Source organism: Alkalilimnicola ehrlichii MLHE-1 (assembly GCF_000014785.1).
GTDB classification, from domain to species: domain Bacteria; phylum Pseudomonadota; class Gammaproteobacteria; order Nitrococcales; family Halorhodospiraceae; genus Alkalilimnicola; species Alkalilimnicola ehrlichii.
In genome coordinates, this window is the sequence record NC_008340.1 from 768,394 (window position 1) to 784,735 (window position 16,342).

The 16,342-nt window shown below is 66.2% G+C and carries 12 protein-coding genes; 6 read left to right on the forward strand and 6 right to left on the reverse strand.

The features are described from left to right. Nucleotides 1-200 precede the first annotated feature (200 nt). Nucleotides 201-2,207: a sensor domain-containing diguanylate cyclase gene (locus tag MLG_RS14690; protein ID WP_049753510.1), complete on the forward strand. Its 2,007-nt coding sequence runs from the start codon at nt 201-203 to the stop codon at nt 2,205-2,207. Nucleotides 2,208-2,248: 41 nt separating this feature from the next. Here MLG_RS14690 and MLG_RS03570 read toward each other — a convergent pair whose 3' ends face one another. Both MLG_RS03570 and xseA read right to left on the reverse strand, forming a co-directional pair. Continuing rightward, nucleotides 2,249-2,449, reverse strand: coding sequence for a hypothetical protein (locus tag MLG_RS03570; protein ID WP_011628441.1), 201 nt, complete (start codon nt 2,447-2,449; stop codon nt 2,249-2,251). Between the two features lie 154 nt (nt 2,450-2,603). Further along, the gene (gene xseA, locus MLG_RS03575; protein WP_011628442.1) at nt 2,604-3,980 is read right to left on the reverse strand and encodes an exodeoxyribonuclease VII large subunit; all 1,377 of its coding nucleotides are present in this window, start codon (nt 3,978-3,980) and stop codon (nt 2,604-2,606) included. 490 nt (nt 3,981-4,470) lie between these two features. Between xseA and MLG_RS03580 the strand changes: the two genes are divergently transcribed. Further along, nucleotides 4,471-5,364 (forward strand): DUF1295 domain-containing protein, encoded by an 894-nt coding sequence (locus tag MLG_RS03580; protein ID WP_011628443.1) that lies wholly within the window; start codon nt 4,471-4,473, stop codon nt 5,362-5,364. On the opposite strand, the gene MLG_RS03585 is transcribed toward MLG_RS03580, so the two are convergent. From MLG_RS03585 to MLG_RS03595, 3 genes are read right to left on the reverse strand one after another with little or no spacing between them, the layout of a single operon-like run. After that, nucleotides 5,304-5,813: a ferritin-like domain-containing protein gene (locus MLG_RS03585; protein ID WP_041717891.1), complete on the reverse strand. Its 510-nt coding sequence runs from the start codon at nt 5,811-5,813 to the stop codon at nt 5,304-5,306. The genes MLG_RS03580 and MLG_RS03585 overlap by 61 nt on opposite strands. Beyond that, complete coding sequence (locus MLG_RS03590) at nt 5,813-6,658, reverse strand: 2-oxoacid:ferredoxin oxidoreductase subunit beta (RefSeq protein WP_011628445.1); 846 nt, start codon at nt 6,656-6,658, stop codon at nt 5,813-5,815. Before MLG_RS03590 ends, MLG_RS03585 begins: the two co-directional genes overlap by 1 nt. Beyond that, nucleotides 6,655-8,385, reverse strand: coding sequence for a 2-oxoacid:acceptor oxidoreductase subunit alpha (locus MLG_RS03595; protein ID WP_011628446.1), 1,731 nt, complete (start codon nt 8,383-8,385; stop codon nt 6,655-6,657). The genes MLG_RS03590 and MLG_RS03595 overlap by 4 nt, the downstream gene beginning before the upstream one ends. 300 nt (nt 8,386-8,685) lie before the next feature. Between MLG_RS03595 and MLG_RS03600 the strand changes: the two genes are divergently transcribed. Continuing rightward, entirely contained in the window at nt 8,686-10,152 is a 1,467-nt protein-coding gene (locus MLG_RS03600) for a flagellin (protein ID WP_011628447.1), read from the forward strand. An 84-nt stretch (nt 10,153-10,236) separates the two neighbouring features. Here MLG_RS03600 and MLG_RS14695 read toward each other — a convergent pair whose 3' ends face one another. Then, nucleotides 10,237-12,921 (reverse strand): FkbM family methyltransferase, encoded by a 2,685-nt coding sequence (locus MLG_RS14695; protein WP_049753511.1) that lies wholly within the window; start codon nt 12,919-12,921, stop codon nt 10,237-10,239. 368 nt (nt 12,922-13,289) lie between these two features. On the opposite strand from MLG_RS14695, the gene MLG_RS03610 reads away from it, so the two are divergent. From MLG_RS03610 to MLG_RS14700, 3 genes are all read left to right on the forward strand, one after another. Beyond that, nucleotides 13,290-14,750 (forward strand): flagellin N-terminal helical domain-containing protein, encoded by a 1,461-nt coding sequence (locus tag MLG_RS03610; protein ID WP_011628449.1) that lies wholly within the window; start codon nt 13,290-13,292, stop codon nt 14,748-14,750. Nucleotides 14,751-14,840: 90 nt separating this feature from the next. Beyond that, nucleotides 14,841-15,230, forward strand: coding sequence for a flagellar protein FlaG (locus MLG_RS03615; RefSeq protein WP_011628450.1), 390 nt, complete (start codon nt 14,841-14,843; stop codon nt 15,228-15,230). A gap of 602 nt (nt 15,231-15,832) precedes the next feature. Continuing rightward, a complete protein-coding gene (locus MLG_RS14700; RefSeq protein ID WP_011628451.1) occupies nt 15,833-16,264 on the forward strand; it encodes a flagellar protein FlaG in 432 nt (143 codons plus the stop codon). The last annotated feature ends 78 nt before the right edge of the window (nt 16,265-16,342 follow it).

Genomic DNA, 16,342 nt, shown 5'->3' on the forward strand with positions numbered 1-16,342 from the left:
AAGTTTTCGCCGGACAGCGCCCCCCGGTGCGGGCCTTGAGGCCGCGCAACGCCGGGATGTCGGTGGATGTCCATCGGGTCGATGGGTAAAACCCAGGGTTGACGTCAGGGTTTTTCTCTTTAGAATCATCGCAAATTAAGCATATAGTGACTCCGGATCAGTCCTCGTCAGCCCGCCGCGCCACGGCTGGTGGTACCCACGTGAAGCCTGCTTTAAGAACCCGACTCGCCCGCCGCGTCCTGCTGCCGATCCTGCTGGTTGCCTTCCTGCTGGCCATTCTGGCCGGTTCCCTCTCCTATTGGCAGAGCCAGGAAATGATGCGTGGCAAATCGGAGAGTATGGCGACACATTTGCTCCGCGCCGCGGGGATCGCGCTGGCCAACAGTAGCTCCAGCCACCAGTTGCAGCGTGTGGTGGAGGCGCTGGGGGCGAACCCGGAAGTGCTGGAGGTGCTGATCGGCCGGCCGGGGGAGGGCCGGCTGCTGGCCGCGCACGACCCCGGGCTGCTCGGCCAGGACTGGAGCGATGTGATCGAGACACGGTTCTCCGCTGAGGAGTACCAGCGCCTGCGCCGCGAAGGCGGCCCCATGCTGTTGCAGGGGGACGGGCCGCTGTTGGCGCTGCGCGAGATCCCCGCCGGGGTCATCCGACTGGTGGACCGACCCTCGGGCGAGGCCTGGGTGCTGCTCAGCATGCGGCGGGACTGGGAACCGGGGCTGTTCAGTACCGATACACTGTATCCGGTCTGGTGGGCGGTGGTCGTAGTGCTGCTCTACGGCCTGGTCTCAACTTGGGTGGTGAAGCGGTACGTGCTGCAGCCGGTCTGGTCACTGGAGCGTACGCTCAAGGCCCGCGAGGGCGGCGACCGGAGCGCCCGCACCGCGCTGCAGGGGTGGGATGAGCTGGCCCGGCTGGGGCGCACTCTGGACCACCTGCTCGATGTGGAGGATGAGCGCCTGGGGCTGTACCAGCAGATCTTCGAGCGTCACGACGCCATCCAGTGGCTGGTGGACCCCCGCGAGGGCGTGCTGGTGGATGTCAACGAGGCGGCCGCCCGGTTCTACGGCTTCCATCGGACGGAAATGCGCGGGATGCCCGTCTCGAAGATCAACCAACTGTCGCCCGAGGCGGTGCGCGAGGCCATGGCCCGGGTGCAGCGCGGCGAACAGAAGGTGCTCTACTTTCCCCACCGCCTGGCCAGCGGCGAGATCCGCGAGGTGGAGGTGCACTCCGGCGCGGTCGATGTGGGCGGACGGGAGTATCTTCACTCCATCATCCATGACATCACCGAACGGCGGGAGCTGGCACGTAACCGCCGGCAGCTGGTGGAGATTCTGGAGGCCTCGCCGCAGTTTATCGCCATGGCAGAGGCTGAAGGCAGACTGGTCTATCTGAACCGGGCCGGGCGCGCGTTGTTCCGGGAGTGGCTGCCCGGGGTGTCACCGGAAAGCAAGGACCTGACGGTGAACTTTGCCGAGGTTTTGCGTCTGGCGCACCCGCCCTGGGCGGTACGGCGGATCCTTGAAGAGGGCCTGCCGACCGCGGCGCGTGAGGGCCATTGGATGGGGGAGACGGCGTTCCGCCGGGCCGATGGCGGCGAGACCCCACTCCAGCAACTGATTGTGGCCCACCGCGATGAGACCGGTCGGGTGGAGCGGTACTCCACCGTGGCGGAGGATATCACCGAACGCAAGCGCCGGGAGCAGGCGCTGCGCTACCGGGCCAGCCACGATGGCCTCACGGGCCTGTATAATCGCCGCCACACCCAGCGGGCTTTGGAGCGGGAACTGCGCCTGGCAGCCCGCACCGGCCACCCCGTGTCCGTGGTGCTGTTCGATCTGGACCACTTCAAGCGCGTCAACGACACCCACGGCCATAATGCGGGCGACCAGGTGCTGAGGCAGCTGGCCGGCCTGGTCACTGAGCGGGTGCGGGATACGGATATCGTCGGCCGTTGGGGGGGGGAGGAGTTCTTGCTGGTGCTGCCCGGGACTGACGAGACCGGGGCGGGCCAGTTGGCGGAGGTGCTGCGGGCCTACGTCGCCGAGGCCCGCTTCCCGATACCGGACCCGGTCACCATCAGCCTCGGGTACGCCCAGGCGGGCGCGGACGAGGGCGCTGACGCGCTCTTCAAGCGCGTGGACCAGGCGCTCTATGCAGCAAAGGCGAATGGCCGCAACCGGGCGCAGGCCGCCAAGGCCCTGTAGTAGGCCCGGGGCTGAGTGGCGTCCGCCGGGTCGCGGGCGGCTCAGTCGTCGTCGAGGTCATCGACGTCGAGATCGAGCGCCCGGAGTTCGCGTTGCAGGCGCTGCTCCTCCCACATGCGTTCGATAACGCGCCGGGCATCGGTGGGCGGCGCGGCCCCTCCGACATCCACCTCGTCCAGGTCCTGCCCGTCGTTGTCGCTGAGCCGGTCGATCAGTTCGTGGTAGTTCAGCTCGTTGCCCATGGGTGCCCTCCAATGTCCGAAGCGTCGGGGGTTACAGCCCTGTACACGGTTTGGACAACGAAACTAGCGAATCTCTGGCGCGGGATTAAATGAATTGTTCCGATGGATCCGATCGATGGTGGGGCTGGAGCTTATGACGGGCGTGGTGCCACCGTCACTGTTTGCCACCCTCCGGTTCGCCGTGGACCCGCTCCACCCGGCAGTCCAGCTGCCCCCGGTGTAACCGGACTCGGACGGCATCACCGGGTGCCACTTGGGTGCTGTCGCGCAGCACCGGCCCGTCAGCGCCCTGGCGGGCGATGGCGTAGCCGCGGGAGAGGGTGGCCAGCGGACTGACCGCATGCAACGCACGACCGAGCCCGGACAGCCGCTGCTCCCGGGCCTGTAGCTGCTGGCGTACGGCCGCATGCAGCCGTCGCTCCAACGCCAGGCGCTGTTCCTCGCGCCGGCGGATGGTGAGCCGCGGATCACCCTGGCGTAACCGGGCGCGCAAATGGTCCAGGGCCTGCGTGTGCCGGGCAAGGCGCTGCGCCATAGCATGGCGCAGGCGTTGGTCCAGCTCGTCCAGGCGCTGACTGCGGTCGCGCAGAAGCTGGCCCGGGTGCCGGGCCTGCAGCCGGCGGGCGAGGCCGTTCAGCCGATCACTGGCCCGCCGGTGGTGCTGGGTGGTCAGCTGCAGCAGTCGGTCCCGCAGACCCCGGACTTGGTGCAGCAGCGCCGGGCCGTCCGGCGAGATGAGTTCGGCGGCGGCCGACGGCGTGGGTGCGCGCTGGTCGGCCACCAGGTCGGAGATGGTGACATCCACCTCGTGCCCCACGGCACTGACCACCGGCAGGCCGCAGGCGTGGATGGCCCGCGCCACCACCTCCTCGTTGAAGGCCCATAGATCCTCCAGCGAGCCACCGCCCCGGGTGACCAGCACTACGTCCACGTCGCGACGGCGGTCGGCCTCTTCAATGGCGGCGGCGATCTGTCCGCCGGCCCCCTCTCCCTGCACCGGCACCGGGTAGATCAGCACCGGCAGGGCCGGAAAGCGGCGCCGGAGCACCGTCAGCACGTCGCGGATGGCGGCCCCGGTGGGCGAGGTGATTACCCCCAACCGGCGGGGGAAGGCGGGAAGCGGCCGCTTGTGGGCCGGATCGAACAGCCCCTCCTGCTCCAGCCGGGCCTTCAGGGCCTCGAAGGCCCGCCGCAGGGCCCCCTCGCCGGCCTCCTCCATGTGGTCCACCACCAGCTGGAACTCGCCGCGGGCGGGGTAGAGCCCGGCGCGGGCCCTCACCAGCACCCGCTGACCGTCGCCGGGCTGGAAGCGCAGCAGCAGGTTGCGGTTGCGGAACATGGCGCAGCGCACCTGGGCGGCGCTGTCTTTGAGGGTGAAATAGAGATGGCCCGAGCGCGGCCGCGCCAGGTTGCTGATCTCGCCCTCCACCCAGAGCGGCGGCAGGGTCGTCTCCAGCAGGCTGCGGACCTCCTGGTTGAGCTGGCTGACGGTGTAGACCGTGCGCGGGGCCTGGGATGCGGTGGTAACCATGGGGGGATGTTAGCCCGGATACTGGTGCCGACGGAACTCTTGGGCTTCAATTAGGGTACTGCTGGACAAAGCGTCATTCGCCATCGGGTGGCGAGCTACGTGTCACTGGGAGCCCCGCAGGGGCGCGGCAGTCCAGGGCGGCGTATGGATTGCCACGTCGCTGCGCTCCTCGCAATGACGGGGGTGGGCCCCCACCGTCACTGCGAGTCCCCGAAGGGGACGCGGCAGTCCAGGCGGCGTGTGGATTGCCACGTCGCTGCGCTCCTCGCAATGACGGGGGTGGCGCCCCCAATGTCACTGCGAGGAGCGTAGCGACGTGGCAGTCTACCGCTCTGGATCGCCACGGGCCTTCGGCCCTCGCGATGACGGTGGGAATGGCTTCGGCCCTCGCGATGGCGGTTTGTGAAGCACTAGGGCATAAGTTATAACCTGGAGACAGTGCGCCCCAGGGCGGGATGCTCCAGTCTGTCGAGTCAAGCGAGGATTAGCCATGTTTGAAACCACGCTGGGCGCTGCCCTGGCGGGCCTGCCCCTTGTGCTGGTGATGATGGTCGCCATCTGGCTGGACACCCTTACCCATGACGATGTCAGCCTGGTGGACCGCTTCTGGGGCGCGGGCTTTGTGCTGTTGGGGCTGTTCTGGTACCTGGAGGCGGCGGCCCCGGCGGGCGCCTGGCTGCCGCTGCTGATGGCGGTCCTGTGGGCGGTGCGCTACACGGTCTACGTCACCTGGCGCAACTGGGGCACCGGAGAGGACCCCCGTTACGCCGCCATGCGGAACTACCATGGCGAGGCCTTCCGCTGGCTCAGCCTGCGCAACGTCTTTCTGCTGCAGGGGGCGATCCTCTGGGTGGTGGCGCTGCCGCTGGTGGTCGCCCTGCGCGACCCGGCACCGCTGACCAGCGTGCTGCTCTGGCTCGGTGTACTGGTCTGGCTGGTGGGGCTGGTCTACGAGACCGTGGCGGACTGGCAGCTGGCGCGGTTCCGCAGCGAGTCCGGCGGGGTGGGGGTGTGTGACCAGGGCCTGTGGCGTTATAGCCGCCACCCCAACTACTTTGGCGAATGCCTGGTCTGGTGGGGCCTCTTCCTGGTGGCGCTGGCCGCCGGCGGTTGGTGGACGGTGGTCTCGCCGGTACTCATGACCTGGCTCCTGCTGCGCTTTTCCGGGGTGCCCCTGCTGGAGGAGCGGCTGCAGGCCACCCGTGAGGGCTATCGCGACTACATGGCGCGCACCAACGCCTTCATCCCCGGGCCGCCCAAGCGTGGCGCGGCCCGGCCGGATGACGGCCCGGAGCCCCCGCTGGCGGGGCAGACCGCCGGGGCTCAGTCGGCCGGTGCCGGTGGGTCCGGGTCCTCATCCCAGCCCTCCTCCGGGGCCGGATAGCGTTTGAGCCACTCCTCGATGAGCTCGGCGTGCTCCGCCTCCTCGGCCGTGAACTCCTCGGCCAGGGCCCGCACCTCGTCGTTTCGGGTGCTGCGGGCCACTTGGCCGTAGAAGTCGCGGGCCCCGGTCTCGGCGGCCAGCGCCAGCTTGAGGGCGTGGTGCACGGTCATCAGGTAGTGGCTCTGGTCCAGCTCCCCCGACTCGGGGCTTTCCTCGCCCGGCCACTGGAACTCCCACGGTTTGAGGTCGGGCAGGCCGCCGGCGTGTTTCTCAGCGTGCTCGGTGGCCTCCTGCAGGTGCAGCCGAGAGTAGCCCGCCATGCGCCGGAACAGCTCGCACACCTCCGGGTTGTTGTGGGTCTCCATGGCGTCAGCCAGCTCGTCGTAGCGTTCCGCTGCGTCATTCTCCAGTACCACGGCGTGGGCCAGAAAGGTGCGTACCGTATCCATCATGCCACCCTGAATTGCTGTTCGATGGTGTCCAGGTCGGCGGCCTTCGCCTGTTCCGGCCGGAATGCCGGCCTGTCGGCCCGGTAGAGTACCCCGGTGGTGAAGCCGTCATCGTCCATCAGCTGCAGGAAGGCCTCGCGGCGGTCGCCGGTCGCTTCGAAGTCGGGGTGAACAATCTTCTTGTAATCCTTCTGCTCCGGCCGGTAGGTCACGCAGGGGCTCAACACCTGGATGAAGGCGAAGCCGGGGAACTGGAGCGCCTCGCTGATCAGTTTCGCCAGGCCGTTGGGATTGCCGGAGAAACAGCGGGCGATATAGGGGGCACCCGCCGACAGGGCGATCTCCAGCGGTTGGAACTGGGCCAGCCCGGGGCCCTCCGGAGTGAGCTGGCTGCCGGTCCAGTCGGGCTCGGTGGTGGGCGAGGCCTGCCCCTTGGTCATGCCATAGACGGCGTTGTCCATGACCAGGTAGGTCATATTGACGTTGCGCCGGCAGGCGTGCAGGAAGTGGTTGCCGCCGATAGAGAAGCCGTCGCCGTCACCGCCGGCGGCCAGCACCGTCAGGTCCGGGCGACTGACTGCCAGCCCCGTGGCCACCGGCAGCGCGCGGCCGTGCACGCCGTGAAAGCCGTAGACGCTGGAGTAGGCCGGTATGCGCGATGAGCAGCCGATCCCGGAGACGAAGGCCACCTGCTCGCGGGGCAGGGCGAGGGCCGCCAGCGCCTTGGTGATGGCGTTAAGCACGCCGAAGTCGCCGCAGCCCGGGCACCAGACCGGTTTGATGTCCGATTTATAGTCCTTGGCCTTGAGGACCGAGGGTCTCGCGTGGTCTGCACAGGTGCTCATGCCGCCTCCTGTTGCGCCAGTTGGCGCAGCTGTTCCAGAACCTCACCCGGCCGGATGGGCAGCGGCCCGGGGTGGTGAAAGGCCCGGACGGTGCCGGGCAGGTCGTAGTGGGCGCGCAGGTAGCGGTGGAACTGGCCGTCGTGGCTCTGCTCCACCACCAGCAGCCGGCTGACGCCGTCCAGGGCCGCGGCCAGGGCCTCGGGCTGCGCCGGTGAGAGTAGCCGGACGGAGACCATCCGGGCCGTAATGCCCTCGGCCTGTGCCCGCTCCAGCGCCTCGCGGACGGGGCTGGTGCTGGAGCCCCAGGTGATCACCGCCAGCTCGCCGTCGCCCTCGATGTCGGCCCAATAGGCACCGTAGTCGTGGCCGGTGAGCTTGCGCAGCCGCTTGTCCAACTGCGCCTGGTGGTGGGAGGCCTGGGTGGAGGGGGTGCCGCGCTCGGCGTGCTCCAGCCCGTCGGCGGTGTACTCGCCGCAGGGGGTGCCTGGAATGGCCATGGGTGAGACCCCATCCTCGGTGATGGCGTAGCGAAGGTAGCCCTCGCCCGGCCGGTCGGCCGTCTTGCGCTGGGCCCGATAATCCACCCGCTGCGGACGGTCGATGACTGCGCGCGCCTGGCCCAGGGCCTGGTCGCTGAGCACGATGGCCGGGCTCTGCAGGGCCTCGGCCAGGTGTACGGCCCACTGGGTGGCGGCCAGGCAGTCGGCGATGCCGTTGGCGGCGACCACCAGGTGCGGGGCGTCGCCATGCAGGCCGTAGAGGGCGATGTTCAGGTCGGCCTGCTCGGACTTGGTCGGGATGCCGGTGGAGGGGCCGCCCCGCATCACGTTGACCACCACCACCGGCGTCTCCGAGGCCACCGCGAGACCCAGCGATTCCACCATCAGCGACAGCCCCGGGCCCGAGGTGGCGGTGAGCGCGGGAGTGCCGCCGAAACTGGCCCCGATACACATATTGATGGCGGAGAGTTCGTCCTCCGCCTGCACCAGGCAGCCGCCCACCCGGGGCAGGGTCGGGGCCAGCCACTCGACGACGTCGGTGGAGGGGGTGATGGGGTAGGCCGCGCTGAAGCGCACCCCGCCGCGCACCGCCCCCATGCCGGCGGCCTCGTTGCCGGACAGCGCCCACCGCTCTCCCTGCGCTGTGCCGTTCGACGCCAGGCGCAGGTCCACACCCACCGTGTCCGCCTGCGCCCGGCCGGCGCTCAGGCAAGCCTGTGCCGTTGCCAGCGCTTCCTCGCCCTTGCGGCCCAACACCTTCTGCAGGGTGCGGAGCAGGGCCTCCTCGGGTAGCCCGATCAGTTCGGCCACCAGGCCCAGGCCCACCATGTTCGCCCGGCCGCCCTTGACGCCTTTGGTGACCTCCTTGATGGGGATCATGGACTGGCTGGCGCCGGTGCGCACCACCACCTCCGGGACGTCGCCCTGGGAGGGGTCGGCGATGACCACGCTGTCGCCGCCCAGGGGCAGTTCGGCGATAAAGCGCTCGATGTTGCCCCAGTCGAAGGCGAGTAAGAGATCCAGTTGGTCGTCCTGGCATCCCACCGGCTGGTGGGCCAGGCGCAGGATTGCCGCCGCCTCGCCGCCGCGGATCTGCGGGCCGAAGGAGCGGGTCATCAACCCGTACCAGCCGGCCTGCGCCGCCGCGTCCAGCAGGATCTGCCCGGCGGTCATGACCCCCGTACCGCCGCTGCCGGTGAGTGCCAGGGAGAGGGAGTGTGTTTTCATCGGGTGAGCGTCTCCGCTTACGCGTTATAAGAATTCACGTTTCATTATGCCAGAGGTGTCAGGGTGACGACGCTGATCTGGCGCAAAGAACCGCTGCTGGGCGCGTTCGAGCGGCAGGGCCTTGCCGTTTTTTCGGCCGGGTCGGTTCGTGCTTGCCGCTTTCTGCCGAAAAACCACCCCCAATCAAGCACTCCCGCGCCCGGTCGTTAGCCTGAGTGCACGGAGGTCGGGCCGGCTGGCATGGGCCCGTCACTGACAACAAGCGGCACAGCCGCAATCGATGCTTGAGGGGTGAACGTCATGGCACAGGTCATCAACACCAACATCGCTTCCCTGAACGCCCAGCGCAATCTCAACGCCAGTCAGGGCCAGTTGGGCGTGGCCCTGGAGCGGCTGAGCTCGGGACTGCGGATCAACAGCGCCAAGGACGACGCGGCGGGGCTGGCCATCAGCAGCCGCTTTACATCGCAGATCAACGGCCTGGACCAGGCCGTGCGGAATGCCAACGACGGCATCTCCTTTGCCCAGACCGCGGAGGGGGCACTGGACGAGAGCACCAACCTGCTGCAGCGGATCCGCGAGCTGGCGGTGCAGGCGTCCAATGACACCAACTCCGCCTCCGATCGCGATGCCCTGGACCAGGAGGTGCAGCAGGCCATCCGCGAGATCAGCCGCATTGCCGCCTCCACCCAGTTCAACAACCAGAACATCCTGGACGGCTCGCTCAGCGACCTGATCTTCCAGGTGGGCGCCAACCGGGGGCAGATCATCTCGGTGGACGGGGTGGATGCCCGGGCCCAGTCGCTGGGGGCGCAGGTGGCAGACTCCGGTGCGGTGGCCACCAACACCTTGTCCGAGGGTGGAGAGCTCTCCATTGCCGGGGTGACCATCGATATGGATGGTGCCGAGAACATCAGCGATGTGATCAGCCGAATCAACGACAACTTCTCCGAGACGGGGGTGCAGGCCTTCCAGACCTCCGGTGGGTCCATCGTTGCGGAAACGGGGCTAAGTGAGGATGAGATCTCGTTTACCGCGGATCCCGACCCGGTGCAGCTGATGACCATCAATGGGGTCAATGTCTTCTCGGAGGCCGGGGCGGGCATCGACAATCCGCAGGCGTTGGCGGAGCGGATCAATGCCTATACGCCGTTGACCGGCGTGTCGGCGGTGGACGTGGACGGGGAACTCGTCCTTGAGAGCCAGGCGGATCAGGAGTCGATCCGGGTTACGGATGTCAATGCCGACCTGTTTGAGGCAACCACCACGGATTTCGGTGAGGAAACCGTCTTTTTCGATGAGAATGACGACCTCCGGACCGAGTTGACCTTCGAGCGTGGCTTCGACCTACGGGTGCCCCTGGAGGCCGACCCTCCGGTGATTGCCGATGACAGCGATGGGGATCTCCTTCAGCGCCTGGGTCTGGTCGGTGGCGCCGATCGCTTCGAGACCTTCAGCGCGGACACCGTCAGTGTCGCCACCCGCGGCGAGGCGCAGGACGCCATCCGCACGGTGGACATCGCCCTGCAGGAGATCAACGGCATCCGCGCCGACCTGGGTGCGGTACAGAACCGCTTCGAGGCCACCACCGCCAACCTGACCATCACCTCGGAGAACCTCAGCGCCTCGCGCAGCCGCATCATGGATGCCGACTTCGCCGCCGAGACCGCCGCACTGACCCGCGGCCAGATCCTGCAGCAGGCCGGTACCTCGGTGCTGGCGCAGGCCAACCAGCTACCCAACAACGTCCTCAACCTGCTGCAGTAAACCAACGCCAGACCGAACCTCAAGCGGCAGTACTTGGCCCGGGTGGCATACGCCTCCCCGGGCCTTTTCTGATGTTGCCGGTGGTTACACTTTACTCTGCTTCAGGGCGTTGTTGAAATATTTGACGGTTCCCACGCCGCTGGCACCCATTACGGTGCAGTCATAAAGCTGAAAATCGGAGAGCAGACGGTCCAGTGCTCGTCGGTCGGCCTCGCTGTGGTATTCGAGCATGACGATCGATACTTTCGGCAGAAACGGTACGAGTGTCTGCACAACGGGGACCTCTGAACCTTCGGTATCGATCTTCAGGACATCGATATGATCCACTCCCGCCGCGGTCAGCGCATCCAGCGCGTTTCGGACGGGCACTTGGACTTGGGTCGCGCCATCCGAGCGTCTCGCCAGTGAGGTCTCCCCCGTGTTCCTGGGGTGCTGCCAAAGGGTCAGCTCGCCATCTTCGTCGGACAGTGCGAACGGATGGATCTGGATGGTGCCCCGCGCTTCCTGTTTATTGCGCTCGAGCAGCGGCAGGACCTGGGGGTTGGGCTCGAAACAATGGACGATGCAGTGTGGTGACCAAAGGTCCGCGTACAAGGCGAACGCGCCGATGTTCGCACCGACATCCACTACCACCATCTCAGGCGATATGTGGAAACCCGCTGGCAGCGCGTACTCCTCCTCTTCGAAGATGTTTTTCAGGCGGAAGGTTTCCCCCTTGGGGATCAATAAAGAACGGGACTGATTGTCGGGACCAGTGACCGTGGCTTTGACTGCTTCCGATGGCAAGGTGGGTGCGACATCGCCGTTTGTTTCATCCCGGTCATTGGGCTGCTGTATTGCCGCAGCCTCCAAGCCAGCCAGCCTGAAGCGAGGTGCCGTTCTGCTGTTCCCGGCTCGTTGCGAATCCCGGTCCTGCAACTCGGCCTTCATTCGGGCCGTGATATGGGACGGGATGCGCGCCGGCTTGGAGAAATGCAGGTGTGCCGGTTGGGCGTCGGCGCACCACCGCCGCCAGATGGTCCGGAAGGCCCGGTCCAGGTTGGTGGCAAATTGGGCGTGATTCCCCAGCGGAGAGTTCTGGCACTGTTTCCGCAGTCCCGCGCGCAGTGCTTCCAGCTTTTCGATGTCACCCGCCGTCTCAACGGCGATCTGCTTGTAGTCGTGGAAATCGGCGGCGATGAACTGGTCCAGGCCTGAGTTGTGAAGGTGACTGGCGGCATGACGGCCCGCAAAAGTTGGTCCGGGGCACGTGATCACCGGCACCCCCATGTATAACCCCTCAATAGTCGTCAACCCGCCGGAATAAGGCCAGGGGTCAAGGGCGATGTCCACCCGATGATAGGTCTCTAGCAGGTACCGGTGGGGCGCTCCCTCCTCCAGGATCAGCCTTGTGTCCGGAACCCCCGCCTCCACCAGCATGTGCCAAAGCTGCTTCCGGGCGCCGGGGTCGGATAGCTTCTTGTCCTTGATAAGCAGGCGGCTGTCCGGAACTGCTTTCAGGATCCCTGCCCAGACGCCGGCGATTTCCCGGTTGACCTTATGCAGGTTGTTCATGCACGCGAATGTGATGTACCCATTCTCCTTTGCGGGTAATGGGGCGATGTCCGGCAGGTAAGGGGGTGGGGCATAGGTGACATACCCCGTTGGCAGCCGGATCAGCTTTTCGGTATAAAACTCTTCGACCCCTTCCGGGGTCTCCATCCAATCGGTGAGCAGGTAATCGATGGTTGGCACTGCTGAGGTGTTGAAGAGCCCGCCGACCCATTTGACTTGAACCGGGGCGGCCCTTCTCGCTATGGCGGACAGTGCCGAATACCCACTGTGTCCGGTCATGTCCACCAGGATGTCGAGTCGGTCCTTCAACAGTTGCGCATGGATGGCCTCTTGCGACCAATGGACCATTTGGCACCAGTGGCCGGTCATGTTCTGGAAGCGGTGTGATAGGAAGTCCTTGGGTCGGGGTGGTGCAGTGGAGTAGAGATGCAGCGTGTGATCAAAATACCGGGCAAGGGTATTGATCGCACCGAAGCTGAGCCAGCCGGCGGGATGCGAGTGGAACCCATTGGAAATGAAACCGATGCGCAGTGGGCGCTCCGGGTCGCGATCCCGCTCGAAATGGCGTTCTGTCTCTAGATGGGCGGCGCAGTTTGCGTACCAGCGCGCATGCAGTTTGCGTAGGTCCCTGGCACTTTGAGATGGCAGGTAGTGGGCCATCATCAGTATGTTAGACCAGAGGACATGATTTCCTGGCTCAAGCACCCCGGCCAACTGCAACTGCTGAAACCCGGCCTCACCGTCACCAAGGTCGAACAGGACGTGCCCCAGGCTGTTTAAGGTATCGGCGTCGGGTTGCGTCTTGATCAGCTCCACAAGGATGTCGCGCGCCTGTTCGCGGCGGTTGGCCTTGACCAGGGCCTGCGCGAGGAGGGCTTGCAAGCGACGGTGCTCAGGGGCCTTCTCCGCCGCCCGGCGGAGGAACCCGAGGGCGTCGTCGGTGTGGTTGAGTTCCAGGAGGAATTGTGCGTGAATCGCGGCCGCATCGGCTGCGCCTTCCCCCCCTTGATCCAATGCCTCCCTTGACGCTGAGAGCGCCTCTTCGGGCCGTCCCTCTTGCCAGAGGAGGCGGGCGTGCAGGGTGAGCACGCAGCCGTCGCTGCTGTTGCGCTCAAGGGCCTTATCGCAGAGGATCCGTGCCCCGTGGATATCTCCGGCATTGAGTGCTTGGGCGATGGCGCGGTACGTCTGGATGGGAGCTGAATGTTTGGGCATGCCGGTTGAGCCTGTAGTAATCCCTTGGTGTGTATTCGGGCACTGTAAAGGAAAGTGGCGCTGGATTGCATATCCGGCCATGGCGGCGATGCATGGCCGGAAGGGAGTTGCCGGTGGGAAGCCGAGGTGTCTTACCTGCGTGGTCCGGCCGTTGCCTCCTGCGCCTCGCAGGCTTCCTTGTTGGTGTGTGTTTTTTCTGGGAAAGCAACAACCTATGAGAGCGGAAGATTCTTTCCGCCCAAAGGCTAAAGGTTTCCGGTGGCTTGCCGCTACAAAGGGCGAACGGGGAGGATAGCGGCCAGCGTCGCCCCCAGGTCAGCAACCCAGTCGGGGCATCAATGGCCCCATCGGAAACGAGGATGTGAGCCATGGCACAGGTAATCAACACCAACATCGCTTCTCTTAATGCGCAGCGGAATCTGAACGCATCGCAGAACCAACTGAATGTGTCGCTGGAGCGGCTCTCGTCCGGGCTGAGGATCAACAGCGCCAAGGATGATGCCGCGGGTCTCGCCATCTCCGAGCGATTCACCGCTCAGATCAACGGCAACAACCAAGCGGTCCGGAACGCCAACGATGGCATCTCCCTCTCTCAGACCGCCGAAGGGGCCTTGGAAGAGATCGGGAACATCGGGCAGCGCATTCGTGAGCTGGCCGTCCAGGCAGCCAATGACACCAACTCCGCGTCGGACCGCCAGGCGTTGAACAACGAGGTCCAGCAGCTGATTGCGGAGGCCGGGCGTATCGCCCAGGCGACCCAGTTCAACGATCAGAACGTGTTGGACGGCAGCCTGGAGGAGATCCTGTTCCAAGTGGGTGCCAATCGTGGTCAAACCATTTCGGTGGATGGCGTGGATGCCCGCAGTGACCAACTGGGTGCCCAGCTCTTTGCCGGTGATGACATTGACTTCACGGAACTGGTGGATAACGCGAATGCCACCACCGCGAGCTTTAACATCACCGATGATCTGACCATCAACGGTGAAGCGGTGGATCTGTCCGGCATCGAGGCCGAGGACGGTTTCGCGGATGTGGATGACATCGTTGCTGCGATCAACGCCGTCTCTGGTGATACCGGCGTCGAGGCCGATAGGGCGCTGGAGGTCGAAGCCACCATTGATGCCAGTGGGCACACTGCCAGTAATACCGGGCTGGCCTTCTCGCTCAATGGGGTTGATATCACCGTGGACGGCACGGCGAGCCAGACCGAGGCCGCTACCAGGCTGGCCGATGCAATCAATGAGGCCGGAGTGAGTGGGGTCAGTGCTCAGATCGATCCGGATGATGACACCCAAGTGGTTCTCAGTGGGGACGGGGCTGATCTCCAATTCACCCAAGGCGCGGATTCGCAGGGGATCACCTTTGTCGACGGGGCCGATCTCGGTGCAAACGAAGATGATATCGCAGGGTTTGCCCGGGCCATTGAGTTGACTGGGCAGCTGGGTGAGTCGGTCGACGTACAGGGTACGGATGTCGGAAACCTGGGTCTGGATAACCTGGGTGACGGGGAGGAGAAAACACTGGCCAGCGTAGATATCTCCACCCGTGATAATGCCTCCGACGCCATCCGGTCCATGGACTTTGTCCTCGCCCAGGTAAACAGCCTTCGGGCCGACCTCGGTGCGGTCCAGAACCGCTTCGAGTCCACGGTCGCCAACCTGTCGGTGACCTCGGAGAACCTGGAGGCCTCCCGCAGCCGGATCCTGGACGCGGACTTCGCCGCTGAGACCGCGGCCCTGACCCGCAGCCAGATCCTGCAGCAGGCTGGCACCTCGGTCCTGGCGCAGGCCAACCAGCTCCCGAACAACGTGCTGGCCCTGCTCCAGTAAGCCGGCCCTTCGGGATCTGAGTGACGAGGCGACCCGGGGCGGGAAGGCCCCCGGTCGCCTCTGACCCCGCCATCGGGGGAGGAGGATCAGATGGATGCCAGCATGAAGGTGTCTACGCTGAATGTGCAGCCGCTTCGGCCCTCGGGGGGCAGCGAGAGCCAGGGGAAGGTCTCGCTCGCGCCCGCGGGGGCCGAGGCCGTTTCCGCCGCCCGCATGGGCGACGGTGCGGCCGAAACGGCCCGCCAGGCGGAAAAGGCCGCCGAGCAGGTGGGCCAGGCGGTGGATCGGATCAACGACTTCGTGCAGGTCGTCCAGCGCGATCTGGAGTTCAGCGTGCACGACGACACCGGTCGCACCGTGGTGCGGGTGTTTGACACCAACAGCGAGGAGTTGGTGCGCCAGTTCCCCGCCGACGAGATCCTGGCCCTGGCGGAGCAGTTGGATCGGGTCCGGGGGCTGCTGGTCAGCGATCAGGCCTGAGTCCGCACACGCACCAGGGCCCATCAACCCATGCATCTCCGGCCCGGGGCGGTGAAGCCGCTTCGGGCCTTTATTGTGTGTGTCGGTTCGGTTTTCTGGCGTCGGGGGCTAAAGTTATCCGGAAAGGGGCCGTTATAACGGTCAGGCGGACTGCGACGCCCCCCACCGTCACTGCGAGGAGCGAAGCGACGTGGCAGTCCAAGGCCTATGGATCGCCGCGTCGCTTCGCTCCTCGCGATGACGGTGGGATGGGCCGCCCCAGTCACTGCGAGGAGGCGGAGCCGACGTGGCAGTCTACCGCTCTGGATCGCCACGGGCCTTTGGCCCTCGCGATGACGGGGGGTGCGCCCCCTGTCACTGCGAGGAGCGAAGCGACGCGGCAGTCTACCCCTCTGGATCGCCACGGGCCTTCGGCCCAGGCGATGACGGAGAGAAGGTCGGCGGCCCTCGCAATGACAGGGGAGATCGTTCGGCGCTCGCGATGACGGTCTGGCGCGGTGGTCCCCGCAATGACGGTGGGGCCCGGGTCCTCGCGACGTCGGGTCACTGATCGGTCTGACAATGGTGTTGCCGCGCCCCGCGGCGGTGGCAGGAGGCAGGAGATGGATGGCAACAGCACTGTGACAACGCCGAACCTCGACGGGATCCGCGCAGCGGTCGCCCGTGGCCGGGAGGCGGTGTCGGGTGCCGGGGCGCGCCCGGCGACCGATGGCGCTGCGGCGCCGCGACCGGCCTCCGAGTCGGCGCCGGCCTCCGAGCCGGCCCGCGACCCGGCGCGGGCGGAGGACCCGCGGCGGGGCACCGACCCGACCGCCGAGGAGGTGGGCGAGGCGGTGGATCGCATCAACGAGTTCGTGCAACTGGTCCAGCGCGATCTGGAGTTCAGCATCGACGAGGATACGGGTCGGACGGTGGTCAAGGTGTTCGACTCGCAGAGCGAGGAGCTCGTCCGGCAGTTCCCGCCGGAGGAGATCCTGGCCATCGCCGAGCATTTAGAAGAGCTCAAGGGGCTGTTGGTCCGCGAGCAGGCGTAGGCGCCTGGCGCGGTTTTTGTATGTTGCGCCCGGGGTCGGGCAGCGCAGGCTGCCGGCACGGTCAACCGAGCAGGGCAG